This is a genomic window from Aliikangiella coralliicola, from assembly GCF_007004725.1.
Taxonomy (GTDB): Bacteria; Pseudomonadota; Gammaproteobacteria; order Enterobacterales; family Kangiellaceae; genus Aliikangiella; species Aliikangiella coralliicola.
In genome coordinates this window covers 197,347-220,696 of record NZ_ML660170.1, presented here as the reverse complement: position 1 = coordinate 220,696, position 23,350 = coordinate 197,347, and the positions used below count along the sequence as shown (strand labels likewise).

General features: G+C 40.4%; 20 protein-coding genes and 1 tRNA gene. 13 read left to right on the top strand and 8 right to left on the bottom strand.

Going from position 1 to position 23,350, the window contains the following annotated elements:
• Positions 1-129 precede the first annotated feature (129 nt).
• Positions 130-206: transfer RNA gene (locus tag FLL46_RS23055), tRNA-Asn, on the bottom strand.
• A 289-nt stretch (positions 207-495) separates the two neighbouring features.
• On the opposite strand from FLL46_RS23055, the gene uvrB reads away from it, so the two are divergent.
• Positions 496-2,508, top strand: coding sequence for an excinuclease ABC subunit UvrB (gene uvrB / locus FLL46_RS23050; protein WP_142934162.1), 2,013 nt, complete (start codon positions 496-498; stop codon positions 2,506-2,508).
• A 107-nt stretch (positions 2,509-2,615) separates the two neighbouring features.
• On the opposite strand, the gene FLL46_RS23045 is transcribed toward uvrB, so the two are convergent.
• On the bottom strand, positions 2,616-2,978 hold the full coding sequence (locus FLL46_RS23045; protein ID WP_142934161.1) for a carboxymuconolactone decarboxylase family protein: 363 nt from the start codon (positions 2,976-2,978) through the stop codon (positions 2,616-2,618).
• 243 nt (positions 2,979-3,221) lie between these two features.
• Between FLL46_RS23045 and FLL46_RS23040 the strand changes: the two genes are divergently transcribed.
• From FLL46_RS23040 to FLL46_RS23020, 5 genes are all read left to right on the top strand, one after another.
• Positions 3,222-4,934: a pentapeptide repeat-containing protein gene (locus FLL46_RS23040; RefSeq protein WP_142934159.1), complete on the top strand. Its 1,713-nt coding sequence runs from the start codon at positions 3,222-3,224 to the stop codon at positions 4,932-4,934.
• A gap of 3 nt (positions 4,935-4,937) precedes the next feature.
• Entirely contained in the window at positions 4,938-5,825 is an 888-nt protein-coding gene (locus FLL46_RS23035) for a TolB family protein (RefSeq protein WP_142934157.1), read from the top strand.
• Positions 5,826-5,987: 162 nt separating this feature from the next.
• Complete coding sequence (locus FLL46_RS23030; protein ID WP_142934155.1) at positions 5,988-7,271, top strand: HD-GYP domain-containing protein; 1,284 nt, start codon at positions 5,988-5,990, stop codon at positions 7,269-7,271.
• Between the two features lie 367 nt (positions 7,272-7,638).
• A complete protein-coding gene (locus tag FLL46_RS23025; RefSeq protein ID WP_142934153.1) occupies positions 7,639-9,888 on the top strand; it encodes a carbohydrate binding family 9 domain-containing protein in 2,250 nt (749 codons plus the stop codon).
• Between the two features lie 265 nt (positions 9,889-10,153).
• Positions 10,154-10,954, top strand: a complete 801-nt coding sequence (locus FLL46_RS23020) for a DUF481 domain-containing protein (protein ID WP_142934151.1) — start codon at positions 10,154-10,156, stop codon at positions 10,952-10,954.
• 142 nt (positions 10,955-11,096) lie between these two features.
• Here the strand turns inward: FLL46_RS23020 and FLL46_RS23015 are convergent, their stop codons facing one another.
• The 4 genes from FLL46_RS23015 to FLL46_RS23000 all read right to left on the bottom strand — a co-directional run bounded on the left by FLL46_RS23015 (position 11,097) and on the right by FLL46_RS23000 (position 15,430).
• Positions 11,097-11,753 (bottom strand): MBL fold metallo-hydrolase, encoded by a 657-nt coding sequence (locus FLL46_RS23015; protein WP_142934149.1) that lies wholly within the window; start codon positions 11,751-11,753, stop codon positions 11,097-11,099.
• Between the two features lie 64 nt (positions 11,754-11,817).
• A complete protein-coding gene (locus FLL46_RS23010; RefSeq protein ID WP_142934147.1) occupies positions 11,818-14,022 on the bottom strand; it encodes a GNAT family N-acetyltransferase in 2,205 nt (734 codons plus the stop codon).
• Positions 14,023-14,171: 149 nt separating this feature from the next.
• Positions 14,172-14,567 carry a DUF4124 domain-containing protein gene (locus FLL46_RS23005; RefSeq protein ID WP_142934145.1) on the bottom strand — a complete coding sequence of 132 codons (396 nt, stop codon included), beginning with the start codon at positions 14,565-14,567 and terminating at the stop codon, positions 14,172-14,174.
• A 284-nt stretch (positions 14,568-14,851) separates the two neighbouring features.
• Complete coding sequence (locus tag FLL46_RS23000; protein ID WP_142934144.1) at positions 14,852-15,430, bottom strand: superoxide dismutase; 579 nt, start codon at positions 15,428-15,430, stop codon at positions 14,852-14,854.
• Positions 15,431-15,730: 300 nt separating this feature from the next.
• On the opposite strand from FLL46_RS23000, the gene grxD reads away from it, so the two are divergent.
• On the top strand, positions 15,731-16,039 hold the full coding sequence (gene grxD, locus FLL46_RS22995) for a Grx4 family monothiol glutaredoxin (RefSeq protein ID WP_142934142.1): 309 nt from the start codon (positions 15,731-15,733) through the stop codon (positions 16,037-16,039).
• Positions 16,040-16,161: 122 nt separating this feature from the next.
• Here the strand turns inward: grxD and FLL46_RS22990 are convergent, their stop codons facing one another.
• Both FLL46_RS22990 and FLL46_RS22985 read right to left on the bottom strand, forming a co-directional pair.
• Complete coding sequence (locus tag FLL46_RS22990) at positions 16,162-16,341, bottom strand: hypothetical protein (protein ID WP_142934140.1); 180 nt, start codon at positions 16,339-16,341, stop codon at positions 16,162-16,164.
• Positions 16,342-16,380: 39 nt separating this feature from the next.
• Complete coding sequence (locus FLL46_RS22985) at positions 16,381-16,623, bottom strand: hypothetical protein (protein WP_142934138.1); 243 nt, start codon at positions 16,621-16,623, stop codon at positions 16,381-16,383.
• Between the two features lie 370 nt (positions 16,624-16,993).
• Here FLL46_RS22985 and FLL46_RS22980 point away from each other — a divergent pair, with 370 nt between their 5' ends.
• The 6 genes from FLL46_RS22980 (at position 16,994) to FLL46_RS22955 (ending at position 23,325) form a co-directional block, all read left to right on the top strand.
• Complete coding sequence (locus FLL46_RS22980; RefSeq protein ID WP_168204295.1) at positions 16,994-17,794, top strand: SDR family oxidoreductase; 801 nt, start codon at positions 16,994-16,996, stop codon at positions 17,792-17,794.
• Between the two features lie 23 nt (positions 17,795-17,817).
• The gene (locus FLL46_RS22975) at positions 17,818-19,638 is read left to right on the top strand and encodes a DUF885 domain-containing protein (RefSeq protein ID WP_210418801.1); all 1,821 of its coding nucleotides are present in this window, start codon (positions 17,818-17,820) and stop codon (positions 19,636-19,638) included.
• Positions 19,639-19,824: 186 nt separating this feature from the next.
• Positions 19,825-20,187 (top strand): PilZ domain-containing protein, encoded by a 363-nt coding sequence (locus tag FLL46_RS22970; RefSeq protein WP_142934134.1) that lies wholly within the window; start codon positions 19,825-19,827, stop codon positions 20,185-20,187.
• A gap of 126 nt (positions 20,188-20,313) precedes the next feature.
• On the top strand, positions 20,314-20,670 hold the full coding sequence (locus FLL46_RS22965; protein WP_142934132.1) for a PilZ domain-containing protein: 357 nt from the start codon (positions 20,314-20,316) through the stop codon (positions 20,668-20,670).
• Positions 20,671-20,915: 245 nt separating this feature from the next.
• Positions 20,916-21,293 (top strand): BlaI/MecI/CopY family transcriptional regulator, encoded by a 378-nt coding sequence (locus FLL46_RS22960; RefSeq protein ID WP_142934130.1) that lies wholly within the window; start codon positions 20,916-20,918, stop codon positions 21,291-21,293.
• Position 21,294: 1 nt separating this feature from the next.
• Positions 21,295-23,325: a M56 family metallopeptidase gene (locus FLL46_RS22955; protein WP_142934128.1), complete on the top strand. Its 2,031-nt coding sequence runs from the start codon at positions 21,295-21,297 to the stop codon at positions 23,323-23,325.
• Positions 23,326-23,350: the final 25 nt, after the last annotated feature.

The window sequence follows — 23,350 nt, the reverse complement described above, 5'->3', positions numbered from 1 at the left end:
AAGCACCCATGAGAGGGGGGTAGGATGATAAAAAACGAGGAATATTAAGAAAAAATATTAGGAAAAATTCGGAAAACAAAAAAGCAGTTACAAATTGAATTTGTAACTGCTTGATTTTGAACCAAAATTTGGCTCCCCCTCCCCGACTCGAACGGGGGACCTGCGGATTAACAGTCCGTCGCTCTAACCAACTGAGCTAAGGGGGAATTGCGTCTCTCCTTGAGAGCGAGCGCAATAATAATGAAGAATGGTCGGGCGGTCAACCTTCAATTTTAAAAAAACTGAAATCTTTTTAATAGTTACGCGGTTTCGCCCAAAAACTGGTCAGTTTTGTCTAAAAAACAGGCGGTTATGTCAATTCTGTGGCTTATTGGTGATAGGTGAAGTCTGGTGGCGAGAAGATTAAATACTCTTATTAACCACTTCAAGACACATAGATAGTGGTGGTATAGTGCTCGTCCAATAAACGAAATTGATTAACTTAAATTGCCTTCTATGTCGACGGAACAATCATTCTCTATTCAGTCCGATTTTAAACCTGCCGGGGATCAACCAAAGGCGATTCAACAACTTATCGAAGGTTTAGATGATGGCCTCAGCCATCAAACACTTCTGGGGGTTACAGGCTCAGGCAAAACTTTTACTGTTGCCAATGTTATCCAGCAGACGGGGAGGCCGACAATTATTCTCGCGCCGAACAAGACACTAGCGGCTCAGTTGTATGGGGAGATGAAAGAGTTTTTCCCGAATAACGCGGTGGAATATTTTGTCTCCTATTATGATTATTACCAGCCAGAAGCCTATGTTCCCAGTAGTGATACTTTTATCGAAAAAGATGCTTCGATAAACGACCATATAGAGCAGATGAGACTATCTGCGACAAGAGCGCTATTAGAAAGAAAAGATTGTGTGATAGTTGCCTCTGTATCAGCAATTTATGGTTTGGGCGATCCGAAACAATTCCATGGTATGGTCATGCACTTGCAGCCTGGAGACGAAGCTGATCAACGCCAAATACTAAGAAAGCTGGCGGAGCTTCAGTTTACTCGGAATGATATGGAGTTGCAGCGAGCTACTTACCGAGTGCGCGGGGATGTGATTGATATTTTTCCGGCGGAATCTGAGCGAGATGCTATCAGAATCGAGTTATTCGATGATGAAGTTGATTCGATTAGTCGATTTGACCCGCTAACAGGCGAAGTCTTACAAAAACTTCCAAGGGTCACTATCTACCCCAAAAGCCATTATGTTACCGCCAGGCAAACGCTGTTAGATGCGATTGAAGACATTAAAGTCGAGCTTGCCGAACGTCTGGAAAAACTAAAGGAACTCAATAAACTAGTAGAACACCAGCGCTTGGAACAAAGAGTTAGGTTCGACATTGAAATGATGCAAGAACTGGGTTATTGCTCAGGTATCGAAAATTACTCGCGGTTTCTCTCTGGTCGAAAAGTTGGCGAACATCCGCCCACGTTATTTGACTATTTGCCAGCGGACTCATTGCTGATTATTGACGAATCTCATGTCATGGTTTCGCAGATAGGGGCAATGTATAAAGGCGATCGATCGCGCAAAGAAACGCTGGTGGAGTATGGTTTTAGACTGCCATCTGCGTTAGATAACCGTCCGTTGAAATTCGACGAGTTTGAAAAGCTGGCCCCGCAAACGATATTCGTTTCAGCGACACCGGCTGATTACGAAAAGACGCACTCTGGTGAAATTGTTGAGCAAGTTGTCAGGCCGACCGGATTGTTAGACCCTGAAGTAGAAGTGAGACCTGTGGCTTCGCAAGTTGATGATCTTTTATCGGAAATTACTCAACGGGCCAAAATTAATGAAAGGGTGTTGGTAACCACATTAACAAAACGAATGGCGGAAGATTTAACGGATTACTTAACCGAGCATGGAACTCGGGTCAGATACTTACATTCTGATATTGATACCGTCGAAAGGATGCAGATTATCCAGGATTTAAGAAAAGGGGAGTTCGACGCGCTTGTAGGCATTAACCTGTTACGAGAAGGGCTAGATATGCCGGAAGTCTCGCTAGTGGCGATTCTTGATGCTGATAAAGAGGGTTTTCTTCGTTCAGAACGGTCCCTGATTCAAACGATTGGCAGGGCTGCACGAAATTTAAGCGGAAAGGCGATTTTGTACGCGGATAAAATTACCGGTTCAATGGAACGTGCCATTGGAGAAACTAACCGACGTCGTGATATTCAACATGCCTTTAACCTCGAACACGGTATAAAACCGAAAGGGGTAAGCAAGAAAATTAGTGATATCATGCAAGCTGGCGGCGCAGAAGATAGGAAAAGTCGACAAAAACTCAAGAAAGTTGCAGAAAACACGGCGGATTATCAAGTTGAAAGTGCGGCTAAAGCCGGTCAATCTATTGCGAAGCTAGAAAAACTGATGATGGAAGCGGCTAAAAATCTTGAATTTGAAAAGGCGGCTGAATATCGAGATCAAATTGCGCTTTTGAGAGAAAAACTGTTCAAGCAATAAGGGGCTATTAAATCCTGTTGATTTGGAAAGTAGTCGACCAGCTTAGTGATAATGACTCTGCATGATCGACTTTTGTTGATTGCGGTTTAGTAAGTAAACCGAGTAATCTAATTGCTCGAATTTGCTTTTTCTTCAAAAAGAAAATCAAGACTTTCTGCAGCATGGCGAGCGTGGGGAATGACTATCGAACCGCCGACAAGCATGGCGATCCCTATCGCCTCGTCGATTTGCTCTCGACTAAAACCAAGTTTAACCGTTGTTTCCAGATGGTAATCTATACAATCATTACATCTCAATACCATTGATGCCGTCAATGCCATAAGCTCTTTGGTTTCCACTGGCAACGCGCCGTCACTGTATGCCTGCTTATCGAGCGAAATAAAGCGTTTAGTCACCAGGTTTTTTGTATCAATGAGCTTCTCGTTACCTTGTTGGCGTTTTTTTCTGAATTCTTCAAATGGGTGTGACATTGTTGACCCTCAAATTTTCAAGTTGATTGAATGATTTTCACTTAAAGTGAAAGTACTGCTTTAGTCTGTATTCTGCCAAAATCGTTATGATCGCAGAAATATGCCTGTATTTTTACCGAAACACCATATTTTTCCATATTCAAGGTGGGATTTATGGCATTATAAAATAACTGCAATATAATACCGCAATATCACATAATTACGCTTACATCGGTCGAAAGAAAGGATAACGTGGAACTAGCTATGAATAAGGCGCTGACTGACCCGCTCTTTTTTGTCAAAGCGGAAAACTGGCAAAGATGGAAGGATTCCCATGGGAACAAAGATATTGTCATTGAAGATCTTGAGTTTAAAGATTTTGATTTTTCGGGCCTCGATTTTTCCAATGTTCATTTTATTAATTGTCTATTTGATAGTTGCTCATTTCGTGAAACTAATCTGATATCAACCAACTTAACCCGCTCTAATTTTCAAGGTTGTGATTTTGCTAATGCCAAATTAATTGCGAGCAACCTTTCGCACTCTGAATTTAGAAAATGTAACTTTGAAGAGGTCAATTTTTTGACCGCTATTTTAAATGACACTTCTGTCATTAATTCTGATCTGACTCACTTAGATCTGCAAAGTTTTAACCTGATAGGTATTACGCTTGACCTTTGTGATCTCCGCAAACAAAATCTAGCGGGCAAAAACTTGAGTAATGCCAGCCTGAAGCGTGCTGATTTACGTGGAGCAAATCTGGACAAAACATTACTCAACCATACCGATCTCACTGATTGTTTATTAAGCGGTGCGCAAATCAAGAATACACAATTTAAGTCGGCAAATTTAACGGGAATTGACTTTTCCGGCGCTGATTTATCACGGGTTAATTTTGAAAATGCGAAGCTGAGAGGCTGTGATTTTCGAGATAGTGATCTTTCCGGCACTTGCCTGGCCTATGCTGATATTACCGGCGCTAGCTTATTTAATGCGGATACAATGGGCTGGGATATTCGAGATATTAAATGCCAATATGCTTATTGGGACAGAGACAGTACCTTAAAAACCGAATATCAACCCCATGAATTTGAAAGAATTTACGCAGAATCGCTGATTATTGAGCTCAAATATGAGTTCCGTTTAACAGCGAATGAAATTGCGACCTTGCCAATACTGATAGAACATTTACAAGCGTGTCACTGGGGCGTATCGCTACGACTCAAATCGGTCAAAGATATCGCAGGCGGTGCATTGGTACAGCTGGTGGTTGATGAATCAGGTAGCTATTCGCTTAATGAGTTAGAGATCTCCTTAAAGGAAGAGGCTAGCAGAATTCAATACGCCCAACTCGCACTGCGTGCGGACAGAACCATGCAACGCCGCTTAAAAGAGTCAATCGCGGGAATTAAAGAGCAGTTCTGGCCCAGATTGCTTGAGTTAGCGGCAGAACACGAAATTGATCAGGTGCGTAATTTTTGCGTCCTGTTTATTGATTTGAAGGACTTCACCCAGTGGAGTGAAGGTGTTGTGTCCGAAAAGCTTTCCCTTTTCAGGGGATTGCTAAAACCGATTCTGGCAAAATGGAAGGCGAGTTATCCTAATATGGAAGGTGATTCTCTTCGCGCCACATTCAGAAGTGCTAAAGCGGCGGTTGAATGTGCCTGTATGATTAGAAACGTGCTGATGTCCGCTGAATTCGAATTGCGTATCGGGATTGACCTGGGGCATGTCAATATTGTTCACAATGAGGTGACTAATCAGTCTGATTTAGAAGGTAATGCTGTTAATATGGCTGCACGCTTGGAATCAATGGCTGAGGCCGGTGATATTGTTGTCTCAGAAAAAGTGAAGCACTATTGCGAACAAGAAAGTGGCGATTTCACTTTTTATCCTCATAAAGGCCAGCTGACGAAAGGGATCGGCAATAAGAAAGCGGGTGATTGGTTAAACATTTACCATGTACATAAAAAGTAAGCTATGACTCGACGTCTATTTACAAATATTATTATCGCTTCCCTGATGGTTGGGGCGGTTTACTGGATTTTAGTATTTAATCCTGAAGCAACTGATCATGACATCGTCGTTTTTCAGTTAGACGCTAATGGCGGCGAACTTAGAATCAAAGAGCCTGTGATGGTTGCGACTAGTCCTGGTTATGATAATCAGCCCTATTTTAGCGAGGACTCTGCTACGCTCTATTTTACACGCATGCTTGATGAGAATGCGGATATCTGGAAATGGTCAGAAAAACAGAAACAATCAACCAGAATGACGCGAACACCCGAAAGTGAGTTTTCGCCGACAACAATGCCGTCAGAGAAGGGCAGCCTTTCGGTGGTTAGGATTGAAGCTGACGGTCGTCAGAGATTGTGGAAGTATTCTCCCGAAAATGGATTTAGCCCATTATTTAATAGTGTTCAACCCGTGGGCTACCATACCTGGAACAAGGATAATGTTGCCTTATTTGTTCTCGGAACCCCACACCAATTACAGGTGGCAAAGCTTGGTCAGGAAACGACGCAGGTGATTGACAATGATATTGGGCGTTGTTTGCAAAAAATTCCTGGTAGTAGTTTGATTAGCTATACTGTTATAGAAGGTGAGAATCATCGTTTAAAAAGCTACGATTTCGAGACTGGAAAGATTACAACGCTTAACAAGTTGCCTGGAAAAGCTCAGGATTATGTTTGGTTTGATGACAACGTTGTTATTTCCTCCGATGGTAAGAATTTAATGTTTACCAATTTAAGCCGTGATTCTGAATGGAAAATAATTCCAAACTTACCTGACATTGACTTGTCTGACATTACTCGCCTTGCACTGTCCCCAGATAAACAAAAATTGGCAGTGGTGTTTGCGAAATAGGTTTCCTGAAAATTCGCTGGATGACGATAAAACTGAATCACAATAAAACTGGATCAAAATAAAAAATACACTCAGTTAAGCAGGAACTGAATTGAATTATTAAGCGTTAGTTTAAACATCGCTGACGAACGACTATCAAGAGAGGACGATAGAATTTCATCAATGATTATCGAGAAAGACATATCACAGTTAGGGGCCGGTTCTTACGTGATAGAAATAGTGAAACAAACCGGTCATTTCAAAATTAAGAATCCAGGCTGGGTGAGAGATTTTCACGCAATTGAAAAATTAATTAGTAAAGGCGTGTTGAGAGTTAAAGTTGATACCAGTAAAACAATACCTGCAGATGAACTGGAAAGTGCAAATGATGATCAACTGACTGAAGTTGATAGTGCGTTGCTATCCGAAAATGATAAGTTGGATAAGAATAAAACTGAAAACAGTTCCGTCAGTGATCAGGTCGAAAAAAGCAAGCGCTCAGAAGCTGCGAAAAGTAAAAATCTAGCGGTTCAGATTGTCGAGGCGAAACATCTTTATGATGAAGCCAAGTCGATTCAATCGAAAGTGCTTAATGACATACAAGAAGGTAAACCGATTGATTCAAGTCAGGTAAAAGACTTTACTGAGCAGTCGATTGAAACTATTTTTGAAAATCCTGACGCGTTAGCGTGTGTTATGAACATACGATGCAAAGATGAATATTTGTTGGAGCATTCGGTATCCGTTTCCATATTAATTTCAATATTTGGCAAGTTTCTGAAACTTAAAAAGTCATTAATTAATGAGTTGGCAGTCGGAGCATTCTTGCACGATGTTGGGAAAATAAAAATTCCTGACAAAATTCTTAACAAACCTGGAAAGTTGACCCCCGAAGAATTTGAAGAAATAAAAAAGCATGCAGTTCATTCTAAAAATATAGTTGACCAGACAAATGGCATCTCTGATCTCTCTCGAGCAATTGTTGCCAATCACCATGAAAAGCTCGACGGTACTGGCTATCCCAGGGGATTAAAATCTGAGCAGTTGTCAAAATATGACAGGATGATCACTATCTGTGATATATATGACGCCTTGACCGCTGACAGAGTTTATAAAGATGGAATGGCGCAAATCAGAGCGTTCGCGATTTTGCGCGAACTGGCAAGTAATGGTCAATTAGATGCGCCGCTGGTTGATCAATTTATTCGTTGTTTAGGTGTCTATCCTGTTGGTTCTCTGGTGAAATTAAGCTCTGAAAAATTGGCGATAGTAGAAAGCCGTAACGCTGACAATCCAACTCGACCAAAAGTTAAAGCCTTTTTTAGTTTGCGCAACAATGTTTTTACGATGGCGAAAGAAATTGACTTATCTGTGGCGGAAAACGAGCAAATCGAAAGAGGAGTGAGAGCTGGAGATTTCGATCTGGACATGAACAAAATCACCGAGTTCTTATTAATGCAGGGATAATATTTTCAAGGGCATATTTGAGTGGTTTTTACTGATTGATCGGAAACCGGCACCAGTGACCGCCGATATGCTGTCAATTTCATTTTTAATTCAAAAGCTTTTCACACAAAATTAAATTGATTCAGCTATATCAATTTAACTGATTGCAATTATTTAAATTGTTGACTTCCCTTTACTGAGCTTCAGTTCAAATTATTTTGTTATAGAGATGATGAATCTCAAATTGGTATAAAATTCTGATTAAACAACAAGATACTGGTAGCCGCGAAATAAAAAATATTGAATTGTTGGGAGAATTTGATAGTTTAGTTTGAATAATTCGGGGGTAAGTCCGGTATTAACCGGCATTAGGTAAATAAATAAAAAAATGAATTTACTACGATTCTTCACACTTGTGTTGCTTGTGTGTGTGATCGCCGTTGTTTTTGCACAGCGATGTGAAGCTGAAGTGACTGTCATCGGTGAAATCCCACAAATAAAGCAAGCTGTAGTGCTTGATGGAGAAATTTCTGAGGATGTTTGGTCACAATCTTTGACCATTCCAATTCGCTATGAAACGAGGCCTGGAGAAAATATCGCTGCGCCCGTTGATACGCAAGTTTACCTATTTGAAGATGGCGAAAACCTGTTAGTCGCTTTTAAGGCGATTGATCATGATCCACGGAAAATAAGAGCCTACCTGTCTGATAGAGATAAAATAGCCGCTTCTGACCTGGTTGCTATTAAACTGGACACTTTTAATGATTCCCGCAAAGCATTCCAATTTTTTGTTAATCCGCTAGGCATTCAAGCTGATACGGTGATCGACGAGCATACCGGTAACTCAGATATTAGCTGGGATGCTATCTGGTATAGTGCTGGAAAATTGACAGACGATGGTTTTACCGTTGAACTAAAAATTCCTTTTAAAGCGCTCAGGTTTGAAGATAGTAAAGACATAAAAACCTGGGGCATCGAGCTGACACGAATTTGGCGCAGGGATGTAATGCATCGACTATCAAACCAGCCAATTGATAGAAATATCAGTTGTAGTTTGTGTCAACTAAATAAAGTGGTTGGATTTAAGAGTGTCGAGGCTCCGCAAAACTTAACAATCATTCCTTCATTGACTGTCGTAAAAAGTGATACACGAGATCTCGAGAATGAAACCGGTTGGCAAACTGGAGATGCAGAAGAGCGGGGCAGTTTGGATTTACGCTGGGGATTAAACCACAATTCTTTTGTCAATGTGACTGTCAATCCCGACTTTTCACAGGTCGAAGCCGATGCCGTTCAACTGGATATTAATAATCTTTCAGTTTTATCTTTGGAAGAAAAGCGTCCTTTCTTTCTTGATGGCCTTGATTACTTTAATAATTGGAGTCGACTGGTCTATACGAGAGTTTTCGAAGAGCCTGAATATGGCGTTAAATACACAGGTAAAACAGATAAACACAGTTTCGGCTTAATTAATCTGAAAGATAAACACACGAACTTTCTGGTGCCATTTAGCCAAGGTTCTTTCTTTGAGCGAAACAATAATAGCGAAAGTGATAATACCGTATTTCGATATCGTTATGACCTTGGAGAAAGTAGCAATGTGGGAATGACCATGACTTATCGGGACGGAGAAGGCTATTCAAACCGAGTTGCAGGTGTCGACGGAAAACATTGGTTTAGTAAGACAGACTATTTTAAATACCAGGCGTTTTGGTCCGAAGGAAATTACCCTCAGGAACTTGTCGATAAATACAGCGACACAGAACGTTTTGGTGATATCCCGCTGGTTAAAAGTGATATGTCTGATAGTGCTTATTCATTCAATTATACGCATCTGAGTCGCGACTGGTATTGGTTTGCCACTTACCATCACTTTAATAAGGATTTTAGAGCGGATTCTGGTTTTATGAGTTTTAGTAACTGGAAGCGAAAAGCGGTAGGAACGACACGAAAATGGTATGCGGATAACGGCACCTGGTGGAAGCATTTTTCCATTCACGGCGGATGGACTGATACGCAAGAAGTCGAAGGTGGAAAGTTAAGTGAAGACTTTAATCTTAATTTTGAAGTCGCGGCGATTTATGAATCCTTATTCGGTTTAGACTTAAATGAACGAGAAGAATACTATCGAGGTATCCACTTCGATCTTCAGAAACAGATCATATGGGCAGAATTCAACCCGATTTACAATTTGCTGGTTAATTTCGAGTATGCTAATGCTGATGCAATTGATTTCAGCCAAGCTCGCCAGGGGAAAACTGACACTTTTGACCTCACATTGGAGTATCAAGTCACTCGGCAGCTAAGTAGTGAATTAGAGTTTATTAATCAGATATTTGATTTGCCACAGGGCGAGTTATACGAGGCTGAAGTAGCTAACTTGAAGTTGGGCTATCAAATCAACTTAAAGAATTTTTTGCGTTTGACTGTTCAGTCTCAACGATTCAAGTATGGGCTGGATGTGGCCGACGAGGTTAAATTTATGGGGACTCAACTAATTTATTCATATAAAGTTAACCCATTCACATTGGCCTATATCGGTTATTCGGATAATGCCGAAAACGACCCAAACACTCTGCAACTTCGCAAAACAGATAGAACTTGGTTCATAAAATTCTCTTACGCGTGGCAAACTTAAGAGCATCGCGAAAACATCTTAGTGTCATCTTAACCATCCATTAAAACTCAGGCATTTCGGATTACTCGGAACTCTATTTGAGTATTCCGTTTAATGTAATCGATAAGTAATCAACGGTAAATTTCAACAAAATCCAGAAAAATAGGCTAAATTTATTAATTTTGGCGGCTTATCATCATATTTTTAGACTCTCGCTATTCTTAAAGTTGATTGACGCTGGTATGATCGCCACAAATTCGTTTTAGGACAACAGGACATTTGGCCAATGACAAACTACTTTAAAAAAATACCAACAATTTTAGCGTTAGGGTTAATATCCTCTTCCGCTTTTGCCGATGATTTCTTCCTTGGAAAACCGGCAAGTTCAGAGGAAGTTGATGAAAATTGTGAGCAGACCGAACAGGGTTGCGAAGGCAAATGGGCTGGTAGCGTAGAGTTTGGATACGTCGCTGTTTCTGGAGATAATGAATCAGATTCTCTTAATGGCAGATTTACTTTGGGATATGAGGTTGGTCGATGGAGACATGCGGGAGCGCTCGCCACTCAGAGCAGCTCTACTGAAGATTCAAATGGTGTCAAAACAGAAGCGCGAAAGTTTACGGCTCAAGCTAAGTCAGATTATAAATTTAGCAAATATGCTTACGCCTTTGGAATAGCCGATTATGATGATACCAAAGATTCTGGTTTTGATTATCAGGCGTCGCTGGCGTTGGGTGCTGGTTATCGATTTATAGAAGATGAAAGTCACACTTTAGATGGCGAGCTTGGTTTTGGTACACGTGAAAGTAAAATTGAAGCAACGTCAGAAACCAATAGCGAAGGAATTGTCAGGTTAGCGGGTTTGTATAAATGGAAGATAAACAAAAATGCTGAATTTGAACAAAAACTATCCAGTGAAATTGGCGATGATAATACCGTATCGAAATCTTACTCCGGGTTGTCCGCAAATATCATGGAAAGCCTGGCGTTGAAGGTTTCATACTCTGTTAAGCACCAATCTGATGTGCCTGTTGGAAATGAGAAAACGGAAAGCGTTACTTCGTTTACCGTTGTCTACTCGTTCTAATTGAAGTCACTCGAAAACAGTGTTTTGACTGGATAAGTCGTTATCAGCTGATTATGTGGGCAGCATAATCGCTGATAGGGGATTTAATATTTTCAAACTCAGACTCAATATCAAGTTTGTTAATATTAAATCCCTTGCAAAGTTATGCTGATGCGAGTTTAGCGTCGGAAACGAAGGCGTTACTTGCTCTTTCACTCGCAAAATCAGAAATGGGTCCATGCCCGGAAACGAATCGTGTTTTATTTCCCAGTGGCCACAATTTAGTGGTAATCGAATTAACTAATGTTTGAAAATCACCACGCGGAAAATCAGTTCTACCGATACTACCTTTAAATAATACATCGCCTACAAATGCTAGCTGCGATGATTGGTGATGAAAGATAATGTGCCCTGGCGTATGGCCGGGGCAATGATAAACATCGAGTTTTTCCTTACCTACGTGAATGCTTTCTCCTTCATTTAACCAGCGATCCGGCACACAAACTTCAACGCCTGAAAAGCCATAGTTTTGCGCTTGTTGCTCCATACCTTGAAGCCAAAAGTCATCGTCCTGATGTGGGCCTTCTACAGGGATACTCAATTGCCGAGCCAGGGCTGCTGCACCACCTGCGTGATCAAGATGGCCGTGAGTCAAAAGGATTTTCTCAATATTGAGTTGATGTTTCGATATGATCCCCAGGATCTTATCGAGGTCTCCGCCCGGGTCGACAACTGCAGCTTTTAATGTTTCGCTACACCAGATAACTGAACAGTTTTGTTGAAACGGTGTCACTTTGGTTACTTCGACGCGCAAACTCATAATCTACCTGAGATTCTTCAATTAAAATAGGGTAATGTTGTAGAATATCTTACCGCATTCAGCGTTAAATTTGCACAAGCTTTAGCACTATTTGTCGAAGATATTCCTGCGCTTGTTTTTTGCCTGTGAATGTAAAACTGTCAGCGAGTAATTTCCAGTCGTTGGCTTTGAATAGGCAACAAATTAAGAAATGTAATTGTCGGTTATCAAGTAGTTTCTTGTCCGTTATTAAATGTCTTTTGGCTTGAAAAAGTTTGAGTGCGAGATCATCAACCATCTCAAAACTTCTTGCGCTATTCACAAACTTTTTTAACTCATCAAGTTCATAGTCGGTCAGCTCGACTGGTGAATATCGCCATTGAGAGAGAATAATTTCACTAACCATATCGTCAGACAAATCTGCTAATTGATTTTTGAGTTTATAGATAAATGATCGACTGAATCGGCTTGTCAATAAATCTAGTATTTCCGTCGCTTCGGCATTTAAAGAGCTTAATACTTCGAGACTATGAGAACCTGACGAAGAGTCTTTGCTTGAACCAAATCGAATACACTGATAATTATTTTTTAACCAAAATTTTACTACGTCATTGGTAGCTGCAAAGCTGGCGCCGACAAAATCAATCTGGCTGGCCTTCGCTAACTTTTTGATGTGGTTTAACAGTTGTGTTCCGACACCATGCTGTTGACAGTTGGGATGTACGGCGATTCTCATGATTCTAAAATACTTTTTCTCGCCGGCTTCAACAAGCCCAAAATGGCTTACTATAGATTGCGGTAGTAGTTCTCCTTTGATTCGTTTTTGTCCATCGCTGAGCAGTCTACAATCCTCAGGACTAAGTTCGCCTTCCTCGCTAATTAGAGCAACCGCTATAATGGTATTTGATTGAGTTTCTTGGTTGCTATCTTCTTGACCGGGGTGGCGCAAAACAACAACTCTTAGTTTATTGTTGCTGAGTAGTTGCTGTAGATCAGCCGGTCGTGTCTGATAGTGCGCGTTAACGAGCAGGGCAAAAATATTAGTGAGATCTTGGTTGTTCTCTCTAAGCTCTGACTTTGATATTTCTTCGAATAATAGCGAGTGTTTTAGATCGGTCTCGCCAATTGAGGTTTGTGTTAATTCAGCATTCAATAATAGGGCGTTAAAGGTTGCGGGCTCTAACTGATCATTTCGATCCCAGCGAATCGGCAGTGAAAGTTGAGCAAAGCGAGTCTGGGGCCTGATGTCCAACAATTTTTGTTTGAATCGAACTTCAAAACCTTTGCCATTTCCTTCGTATCCATGACTAGTTGTGGCGAAAACTAACCGAGTAAATTGTAAAGTTATTCGATTGAGTATATTGACAGGAATGGCCGCTGCTTCATCAATCATCACAAGTGATGGTGTTTCGTTTTGTTTTAGTAATTGATCGGGTGGTAAGAAGCGGATCGCCGAACCGTTTTCTAGCGAGACTATGTTTCCTTTGCTTTGATAAGCGACGGAGTTCTCGGCGAGTTGTTGGTTTAAATGTTTATAAAATGACGGTAAGTTATTTTTACTCGGAGCAGTTACAAATATTTCGATGGTTTTCTCTGAAGCAATTTGCGCAGCGGCAATACCAAGGGCCGCTGATTTTCCGCGCCCTCGGTTAGCGGTAATTACCAGTGGTCTTTTACTATGTCCATTGGCAACTCGGATAATTTGAGAAACAACAGTCGCCTGAGAATCAAGGGCGTTGTCATGACCATCGCAATTAGTTAATTGTGCTTTATCGTTTGTTGTATAAAAAGTATCATTGCAAATAATTGCAACCGAGCTTTTCTTAGCAGAATAGCGTAAAACTCGATCCAGAAGAGGGCAAATAGTCTCTGGAGAATTTACTGTTGATACATTTTGGACCGGCGAGTCTCCGCAAGACAAATTCGGTTGGGCCAAATGCATTGCATATCGAAGGGTAGTTTTATCAACCACCAGAAATAGTAGCCCACCACCGACTAAAGTGCCGGTAATGGCGGCAAAAAGGTTAACGTCGAAGGTACTATTGGTTAATTCAAAGTAAACGTATTTAAACTCTCCTCCAAGAATATGATCGACCTTGGTACCAGAAGGCTTTATTGAGTGCGCTAAGTTCGAAAAAACAGAAGAGGGGGATTCACTGATTTGCCCTGTTTTTATTTGCTCGAACAGAGCACTTTCTCGCGCAGTAATGATCACCCCTCTAATATTAAGAGCCTCAATTCGGGAGTGCCACTGATAATAATTTTCTAATTGATTCTGGCTTTCTGCCATCGAAAATAATCTTAGTATTGTTACCTGGAAAGTATGACTTGATTATAAACTAATTTTATCAATAGTTTGGTATCCAAATCGTCGCTTTATAATCATTAGCCGAAATTACTGAGTCAATATTCATGATTTAATATAAGCTAGCGAAGATTTTAGCAGCTTTTTCGATATTTCCAGCGTAACTTGACAAGTGCCTGTTTGTTTTTATCAAACTGTGCAGGACTTTGTTTGGTTCGCAAACGGTTTTGATGGAGTTCGATTTTTGAAGCTAGTTTCGCGCAGTTGGCTTTTTTGTTTTTCTTTTTATCAGTCTGCTTTTGTGAATTTTTTCGATTCGACTTTCGCTTATAGTGGTTAATTTGTGGCGTTTCCTGCCACTTTAGGGTATTAATTTCAAGTTGGGCTCGTTCTTTGAATTCTCCTTTAGCAGGAGGAATATCTGAGAAAACTTTATTACCGTTTTCGTCTTGATAAACGTAGAGGGCAAAGCTATTCGCGGGAAAGCTGAGTAAAATATAAAGACAAAAATAAAATAGTCGAATTATCATCGGGCGTCCTTGTCTGATGCAATGAGTTAATTATCGTAAAGGGGTTGGTTTTAAACATGACACGAAAGTCAGTGAATGATTCTAGTACCCGGCAAATTAATTTGAAAGCGAGATGTTTACTCATTGGCGTAGGAAAATAACCTGTCTTGTTGCAGGGGATTAACCAAAAGTGCAAAAAAGTATTGATTATCGACAATAAAAAAAGCGGCCATCGAAAAATGACCGCTTTTGATCTTACGAGATAATCCCTATCTCTAAAGTGAACGAATAGTGAATTCGAACGCTTAGCCTGCAAAGTTTCCTGATACGAAGTCCCAGTTAATAATTCCCCAGATAGATTCCAGGTATTTAGGACGTGCGTTTCGATAATCGATGTAGTAAGCGTGTTCCCAAACATCGATGGTTAACAACGGAGTATAATTTTCCGTCAGAGGGCAACCGGCGTTACTGGTGTTTACTATTTCCAATGAGCCTTCAGCATTTTTTACTAACCAGGTCCAACCTGAGCCAAAGTTAGTAGTCGCGGAAGTGATAAATTTAGACTTGAATTCATCGATTGAGCCGAAGGCTGCGTTAATTGCTTCAGCTAATTCTGCAGAAGGGGCTGTTTCATTTGGTGTCAAACAGTTCCAGTAGAATGTGTGGTTCCAAATTTGAGCGGCGTTATTAAAAACACCACCTTCTGATTTCACGATAACTTCTTCCAAACTCATTGATGCAAATTCGGTGTCAGCAACCAGTTTATTGAGATTGACAACATAAGTGTTGTGGTGCTTGCCATAGTGAAAATCAATGGTTTCCTCAGAGATTGTCGGTGCAAGTGCATCCTTAGCATAGGGTAATGCTGGTAGTTCAAAAGACATTTTAGCTCCTAGAATGGTTATTTTGTTGTGCTGTTGTATTTTAGTCGCTTTTTAATTCAGGATACAGAAAAATGAAAGACCGCTTTCAGGACCTGATAGAAAAAATCAATATATCGATTAACCTGATATGTTCCAGTGTTAAAGATTAAGGGTATGCGTAGCCTTCTGCATTAATAGCGTTTACAATCAATACTTTGACATTATGGTCTTAAATACTACTTAGATTTTAGCTCCTGCAGTCTCTCGCTGAGAAGGTTGAAGCAAAAATCTAGCCATTGAGTTCGTTGTATTGAGGAAAATATGGAAACTATTGATAGAATTAAGCAACAGATAGAAGAGAACAAAATCATTCTGTATATGAAAGGCTCACCTGAAGCGCCGATGTGTGGATTTTCTGCCCAAGCTTCTCAAGCATTAATGTCTTGCGGTAAAGAATTCGCCTATGTGGATATTTTGCAGAACTCTGACATTCGAGCAGAGCTTCCAAAGTATGCTAACTGGCCAACTTTTCCACAGTTGTGGGTAAATGGTGAATTAATTGGCGGTTGCGATATTGTGTTAGAGATGCACCAAAACGGCGAACTTACTGAAGTTATTAACGCTGCATAGAGACTAAAAATGCATCGGCAATTGATAATATTGCCGATGCATTTCTCTATTAACTAAGCCTTTTTTTGTCTTTTCAGACTAAAGCGAATTATTGAAATTGATAAACCAGGCGCTTATTGAAGCTAGTCTAACCAAGCTGAAATTTGAGTTAGCCCTGCATTTTGGTAATTACTGGCTTCCTCTTGCAGTGCATTAATAGCACCCTCAAGATTTTCTTCTAAAGCTTCCTGTGAATTTTCCATATTTTGAAGTTTTGTCGGCATTCCTTGCTCCATTTTTGTTGTATTTTGTTTGTCTAACATCGAATACTCCAATGAGCAATTATAGAATTTGTCGCGGCTTTAATGGTAAGTACAATTTTTCATGCCAAAAAAGTGGCGCGCTGTATTATTGATTTTGTCGTTTATTTTTTCGTCAGAATACCAGTCTTCAGGAAAGGAGCCGATCAACTCTACATGTTCAACTCTTAGCGGTGCCGTAATTTTCTCAGGTAATACCACGTCTGTGGCAATGTGAAAATTAGCGTACTGTTGTTTATCTGTCCCCAGGCACAAACGGCCATTGTCAAGCGTATACCATCTCATTTTAACCCCACACAACACTGTTAATTATTTATTGATGATTTTTATTGCTATTTGCATTTTTTGAACAACCGATACTAGCAAATGTTTGCAAAGGTTTTGTGAATTGGTTCACGTATTACAAATTTGGTGGAACTTTATAACATGTTTTGAAAATCAATAAGTTATTGACTAAATCAGTGAAAAAATTTGAATCTGAGATTTATTACAGGCGGATTAAATAAAAAAAATATTGCAACGTAAATATTGCATGTATAAGTGGTCATTTTTTTATAATTAAAATACTTCTTGTTACAAGTATTTGACATTATGGACTAGGTGGAAAAAGTCTGTCAGCGTATACTTTGTTGCGTCAAAAAGTGAGGGGAAGCTATTGAATTTTAATGGTAAAATAGTTTGGGTTACAGGCGCATCTTCTGGGATTGGGCGAGAGCTTTGCCTGAAACTCGATCAATTGGGCGCGAAGCTTATTATGTCATCGAGAAATATTGAAGCGTTGGAGCGGGTGCTTAGCGCTTGTGCAAATCCTGATGAACATCGTTTACTGGCTTTCGACCTTACGGATACACAAGCGAGCCAATGTATTGTAGAAAGAGCTCTGGGATTTCACCAAAGAATCGATGTCTTGTTCAATAACGGTGGAATAAGCCAACGGTCGCTTGCGGTCAATACCACTTTGGAAGTCGACAGAAAGATTATGGAGGTCGATTACTTTGGTACCATCGCGATAACCAAGGCGATATTACCTCATATGATAGACAGGGTTGAAGGGACGATCATTAATATTGCCAGTGTCGCCGGAAAACTTGGGTCGCCTATGAGAAGCGCTTATTCTGGTGCAAAGCACGCGTTAATAGGTTTCATGGATTGTTTGAGGGCTGAGGTGGCGAGTCAGGGAGTTAATGTCATTGTTGTATGCCCCGGTTTTGTCAAGACCAGCATCAGTGAAAACGCGCTCACTGGTGATATGTCGAAGTACGGCAAAGTCGATGATGAAATTGAACATGGGTTACCGGTAGAGCGTTTTGTCGAAATATTGTTAAAGAAACTGAACACCTCTAAAAAGGAAATTATAGTCGCGAATGGGTTGCCAAAATTGGGTTATCAGATCCGACGTTTTCTGCCCAATGTGTACCATTGGGTATTGCCAAAAATCTATAAAAGAAAGAGCTGATTGTTTTAAAGGAGTATGAACAGGTGTTAAAAAAAATAATAATTTGGCTAATCACTCTGATTTCAATCATGGTGATTTTAGGCGGTTTATTTTTTTGGCATGAGTGGTCGGCAAGACCATTTTATATTAATAATTTCTTTAACCGATTTGCCTTAAAAATTGTTTTACAAAGACCCGAAGCATTAACTTCTTTACATTTCCTGGAGCCTAAAGGGATTAACGGGCATAACGCAGAATTGGACGATGCGAGCCCTGAGTTTACCGATCAATTATTTGAATATTTTGCCGAAGAGTACGAAGTTCTTAAAACTTACCGCAACGAAGACTTGGATGAAAATGAAAGAATTTCCAAGCGAATTGCAGAATATTTATTCGAGTTTGCTAAAGAGGCTGCACCATTCGCCCGCCATAACTACCCGGTTAATCAACTCTTCGGTGTGCAAAATAGTTTCCCGTCTTTCATGGAGTCGCAACACCAAGTTAATACGATAGAAGACGCAGAGCACTATATTTCACGGTTGCAAAAATTACCGAGAAAATTTTCTCAGGCTTTGAGAGGCATCAAACTGAGAACCGAGCAGGGAATTATTCCACCAAAATTTGTGATCGCACGTGTTGTTGAGGAGATGCAAAATTTTTCCAATACCAAGGTTGAGGAGAATATTCTCTACGTGGCGTTGAAAGATAAGTTGGCAAAACTTTCGGAAATCGAACAGGCGGAGAAAGACGCTATTCTGCAACAGGCAAAAACGGCAATTGTTGAAGATGTTTATCCTGCCTATGTTGAAATGACCCGTTATTTTGTTGGCCTGGCTGATAGAGCAGATGATAGAGATGGCATCTGGAAGTTACCGAATGGTGATCAAGCTTACCGTTTAGCATTAAAGTTGTTTACCAGTACTGACTATACGCCCGATTATATTCACCACGTCGGTATTCAAGAAGTTGCCAGAATACAAAATGAAATTCTCGAAATCTTAAAAAGTGAGGGCTTTGACACTACCCAGGGGTTTAGTGCCGCAATTGGTGAGCTGGCCGCCCAGGAGAAATTCTATTATCCAGATACTGAGGCGGGAAGGGAACAGATACTAGCAGATTATCAGACGATTATCGATGAGATAAATGACGGGCTAGGGCAAGCATTTAATATTCCATTTGACGCGGAAGTTGAGGTAAAAAGAATACCTAAGTTTAAAGAAGAAACCAGTGCCGGCGCTTACTACATTCCACCGGCAATTGATGGTTCGAGACCGGGCGTTTTTTACGCCAATTTATACGATATTAAAGCAACACCTAAATATAGTATGAGGACGCTCGCCTATCACGAGGCGATTCCCGGACATCATTTTCAGATAGTTGTCGCACAAGGCCTGGAAAATATCCCATATTTTAGACGTTTTGCGCCATTTACTGCTTATACCGAGGGGTGGGCTTTGTATGCCGAAAGGGTTGCCTGGGAGTTGGGTTTCCAACGGAATCCATTCGACAATATTGGTCGTTTGCAAGCGGAACTTTTCAGAGCTGTCAGATTAGTCGTTGATACCGGCATACACGCAAAACGCTGGACTCGACAGCAGGCAATAGATTACATGAGTGCCAATACCGGCATGGCGATATCGGATGTTGTGTCAGAAATTGAACGCTATATCGTAATGCCTGGACAAGCTTGTGCTTATAAGGTTGGAATGATGAAAATTCTTGAGCTCAGAGCAAAAGCCAAGGAGTCTTTGGGTCAGCAGTTTAATTTGGCTAAGTTTCACGAAGTTATACTCAATAATGGTGCAGTCCCGCTGGATATTTTGGAAGAGCTGGTTGATAGATACATTCAGGAAAATAAAAGCTGAGATAGTAATACTCATTGTATTAAGAATAACAATGGCGTTAAAATAAATATTAAAAACAAATAGTTAAGGAGAGGGTCTCTGTCTCCGATTGTATAATCGGGCTTCGGTTTTTGTCCCTTTTAGCAAAATCATAAAAGCTAACCTATACTCTAAGTTAGTAAAAATCTCATTTATGAAGTTTGTTAAATGGCACAAGAAATTATTGAAGAACTTGATGACTTAAGACGCCAGGAGCGGCGGCAGAAAAGGCACTCGATTGTTATTCGGTACTCAAGTCAAGATGGCAGTGCCCGGCAGGAAACTCACGAGTGTAACACTGAAGATATCTCTGCTGGAGGCTTAAAGCTCGTCATTCAGAGACCATTACCACTTGGTTGCGTGTTGCCGGTGATTGTTCAAGCGAGCAAACCGGATTCACGTTTCGAGTTTCTGGGAGAAGTGAAGTGGTGCCTGGAAGTCGATGAAGTACCCACTTATTTTATTGGGATTAAACTGCTACAAATTATTGAAAATAGCTATGAAAACTGGGTTTCATTAGCATCACATTAATACAAAATAATGATAAGTTGATTGCAACGTAATATTAAACCACACGTTCTAAATAGTGGGAGCGGTATAAGTTTTGATGGTCGTAACGCAGAACTTGTATACAAGGAAAGGTTGAGAAATATTTAAATGAGTATTGAGCAGAGAAAACATCACCGTCAAACCAGGGAAGAAAAAATCTTCATAGAAGTGCTTTCTGCGTCGGACAACGGAGCCGATGACAATGTTATGCTGGAGTGCACGACCCGTGATATTTCAGAGAGCGGTTTAAAAATTCAATCCCAATATCCCTTCATTATCAGCTCCATTCTAGAATTATTGATTAACTTCGAATCTGGTGGTTATAAGTTTTTGCTAACAGGTGAAGTCAAGTGGTTCGAAGAAGTTCCCGGCGGGGAATACCTGGCTGGATTTGAATTGATCGATGCTGAACACTCTGATTTTCTGGTTTGGCAAAACATGTTTACAGCCAGCGCTGAGAGTTAGTCTAGAGCGTTTCTATTCTCGATATATCTTCAAAAATTGGAAAGTTGACTTTGCTGCTAATAGAAGCTGCAGGTAAACCCAGATCATGCTAATTCCGGGGCGAGCTAAATTGAGCAGAGCATAAGAAAAAGATTAAATTTATTGAATTTATTGAATTTTTGTTCTCATAATTTGATTTAGCGGCTTGTTTGCAGATATAGTCTGTGGTTATTAGCTTAGGCGTCGCTTGTTTTTCGGGGGAAATAATGTCGACAAAACTACAGCCTACTCAGGCTGAATTGCAAATTTTACAGGTTCTATGGCAAAAAGGTGCGGTGACCGTAAGGGAAGTGCACGAGGTTTTGTCAGCGGATCATGCTACCGGATATACGACCGTTCTAAAAATCATGCAAATCATGTACGAGAAAGGACTGCTTACGCGAGATGAATCGGCTCGTGCACATGTCTATGAAGCTTGTGTTGGTCGCGCTGAAACTCAGGGGCAATTAGTGAAAGACATGATTTCAAAAGTATTTCAGGGATCGGCCTCCCAGCTAGTTGTTAGTGCTTTACATGGTCGAACGAGCAAGGAAGAGATTGCTGAAATTCGGGAAATTCTTAATCAGCTAGAGCACAATAAGTAATATGGAATTTATTCTGCAGTCGTACGACGCGCATTTAATATCAAGCCTGGCGTCAACGCTATTGCACTTTTCTTGGCAAGCGGCACTTATTGCGCTGTTTTTAAAGAGTATTCTTTTAGTCACTTCTAATAACTCTTTTCATTTTAGATATATTTCGGCGATCTTAGCGTTATTGATGTGTTGTATAGCGCCGATAGTTACTTTTGGATATTTTTATCAAGACCCGACAATAATCAATCAGGGGCTTACACTAGCCACCCACGGCGAGGAAATCGTGGTTCAATCCCTGTCGAGTGACATGGGGAAAGATGAACCCAAAAACACCTACTTTATCGAATTTTTAGGTAAATCTATTAACCAGTCTTACCTGGTTCTTTTATGGGCTGTGGGAGTCTTTCTCACACTACTAAAATTCGTAATTGATGTGCAGCGAACTTACGTTTTATCGAGAAAAGATACTTGTCCGGTTTCAGCGGAAATCCAGGCAATGGTCGACCAGATTGTTTCGCAGCTAAAAATTACACGGCCAGTTAGAGTTGTAAAGTCAGGTTTGGCAAATGTACCGGTTGTTATCGGTTGGTTAAAACCAACAATCTTATTACCTGTGGCTATCACAATTGGGCTGGATAAACAGCAATTAGAACTCATACTTGCTCACGAGTTGGCGCACGTTAAACGGTTAGATTTTCTGGTTAATCTAATACAAAGTACCATTCAGGTGCTGTTTTTCTTCCACCCATGTATTTACTGGATTAATCGAGTCATTCGTGAAGAGAGAGAGTACATTTGCGATTCCGTTGCATTAAAGGTCGTAGGAGATGATCAGGGGTCGCGTTTAGAGCTCGCAAAGGCCTTGCTAAGTACTGCAGAGTTAAAAGAAGGGAATTTGTCTCTCATTGCTGTTGCCGCTTCGGATGGACATCTGAAAAACCGAATTACCCGGATTGTATCAATTGAGCGTCAGCGATTACCCTCGTTAAACGCATTGTTGTTTTTGGTTTCGGCGATCGCATTTAGTTTCGCAGCGATGGCAGCAACGAATAGTATTGATATGGTTAAAGATAATGCCCTGGTTCTCCCAAAAACTGAACCTTCTAACGAGACTCAACCTGGTGTTGTTTCTGATACAACATTTCGTGATCTTGACGATGGTGGAAAGGCAAAATCTAAAGCCGTCGATCTTCCCGCTAAAATAGCACCTGCTAAATCCTTAGAAAGAGGGCAATCAACTTCGGACAAATTTAATATCGAGAGAATAGTTTCGAAAAAGAAAAGTTCGACGCTCAATTTTACGCCAAAAACTGAAAATGAAAAGGCTGATTCTCATTTGAGTGAGCTTGTTGTTGATAAATCCAAAATTGAACAGCGAGTAAAACAAGTCCCTAAGTATGTAAAGAAGAATAGCACAGATAACAACTCGAAATCTGACAGCAGAACTATCAAAAATGATGTGACTAAGAAACCTGTGATGGAGCTTGTTGTTGATTCTGAAAGAAGAAATCTGAACTCAAATCGTTTGGTCAAGCCGCTAAAGGTTTCCAAAGCCGATAGTTCAACAGAAAAAAGAATCATTGAGTTCCAAAAATTTATTCGAAACTCAAACGCAGAAAGTAGAGCTGTTGTTGCGAAAGTTAAATTGGCTAAAGAGTTAGAAGTTGAGAAACAAGCGCTTAAAATTGCTTTGTTAGATGCTAAATCCCATGCCAGAACAGAATATGTAGAGCCAAAAGCGTTAAAAACCCCTTATCCTGCCTATCCAGCAGAGGCATATTATCAAAAACTGAGAGGCAGCGTAAAAGTTGATTTCGTGATTGATGAGCGAGGGAATGTAAGTAATATGCGCTTTAAAACTGACGGCCCTCATGTTTTTGTGAATGAAATCAAGTCAAAACTTCGACGCTGGAAATACGAACCAGCACAAAAAGATGGCGCATACGTTGCTCATCGAGCCTCGATGTATTTCGAATTTGAAGTACCTTCTAATCAGCCTTACTATAAAGTTAAAACAGGATCGCGTATTAAGCGGCTATAATTGATAAATTGTCGTTTGATTGTCC

Bases quoted from the DNA above. Each gene is read 5' to 3' on its own strand.
- FLL46_RS22970 (WP_142934134.1), top strand. From the start codon at position 19,825: ATGGCACAAGAAATTATTGAAGAACTTGATGACTTAAGACGCCAGGAG.
- FLL46_RS23005 (WP_142934145.1), bottom strand. From the start codon at position 14,567: ATGATAATTCGACTATTTTATTTTTGTCTTTATATTTTACTCAGCTTT.
- FLL46_RS22965 (WP_142934132.1), top strand. From the start codon at position 20,314: ATGAGTATTGAGCAGAGAAAACATCACCGTCAAACCAGGGAAGAAAAA.
- uvrB (WP_142934162.1), top strand. From the start codon at position 496: ATGTCGACGGAACAATCATTCTCTATTCAGTCCGATTTTAAACCTGCC.
- FLL46_RS22985 (WP_142934138.1), bottom strand. From the start codon at position 16,623: ATGAGATGGTATACGCTTGACAATGGCCGTTTGTGCCTGGGGACAGAT.
- grxD (WP_142934142.1), top strand. From the start codon at position 15,731: ATGGAAACTATTGATAGAATTAAGCAACAGATAGAAGAGAACAAAATC.
- FLL46_RS22990 (WP_142934140.1), bottom strand. From the start codon at position 16,341: ATGTTAGACAAACAAAATACAACAAAAATGGAGCAAGGAATGCCGACA.
- FLL46_RS23020 (WP_142934151.1), top strand. From the start codon at position 10,154: ATGACAAACTACTTTAAAAAAATACCAACAATTTTAGCGTTAGGGTTA.
- FLL46_RS23040 (WP_142934159.1), top strand. From the start codon at position 3,222: ATGAATAAGGCGCTGACTGACCCGCTCTTTTTTGTCAAAGCGGAAAAC.
- FLL46_RS23030 (WP_142934155.1), top strand. From the start codon at position 5,988: ATGATTATCGAGAAAGACATATCACAGTTAGGGGCCGGTTCTTACGTG.
- FLL46_RS23010 (WP_142934147.1), bottom strand. From the start codon at position 14,022: ATGGCAGAAAGCCAGAATCAATTAGAAAATTATTATCAGTGGCACTCC.
- FLL46_RS23000 (WP_142934144.1), bottom strand. From the start codon at position 15,430: ATGTCTTTTGAACTACCAGCATTACCCTATGCTAAGGATGCACTTGCA.
- FLL46_RS22955 (WP_142934128.1), top strand. From the start codon at position 21,295: ATGGAATTTATTCTGCAGTCGTACGACGCGCATTTAATATCAAGCCTG.
- FLL46_RS22960 (WP_142934130.1), top strand. From the start codon at position 20,916: ATGTCGACAAAACTACAGCCTACTCAGGCTGAATTGCAAATTTTACAG.
- FLL46_RS23015 (WP_142934149.1), bottom strand. From the start codon at position 11,753: ATGAGTTTGCGCGTCGAAGTAACCAAAGTGACACCGTTTCAACAAAAC.
- FLL46_RS23035 (WP_142934157.1), top strand. From the start codon at position 4,938: ATGACTCGACGTCTATTTACAAATATTATTATCGCTTCCCTGATGGTT.
- FLL46_RS23025 (WP_142934153.1), top strand. From the start codon at position 7,639: ATGAATTTACTACGATTCTTCACACTTGTGTTGCTTGTGTGTGTGATC.
- FLL46_RS23045 (WP_142934161.1), bottom strand. From the start codon at position 2,978: ATGTCACACCCATTTGAAGAATTCAGAAAAAAACGCCAACAAGGTAAC.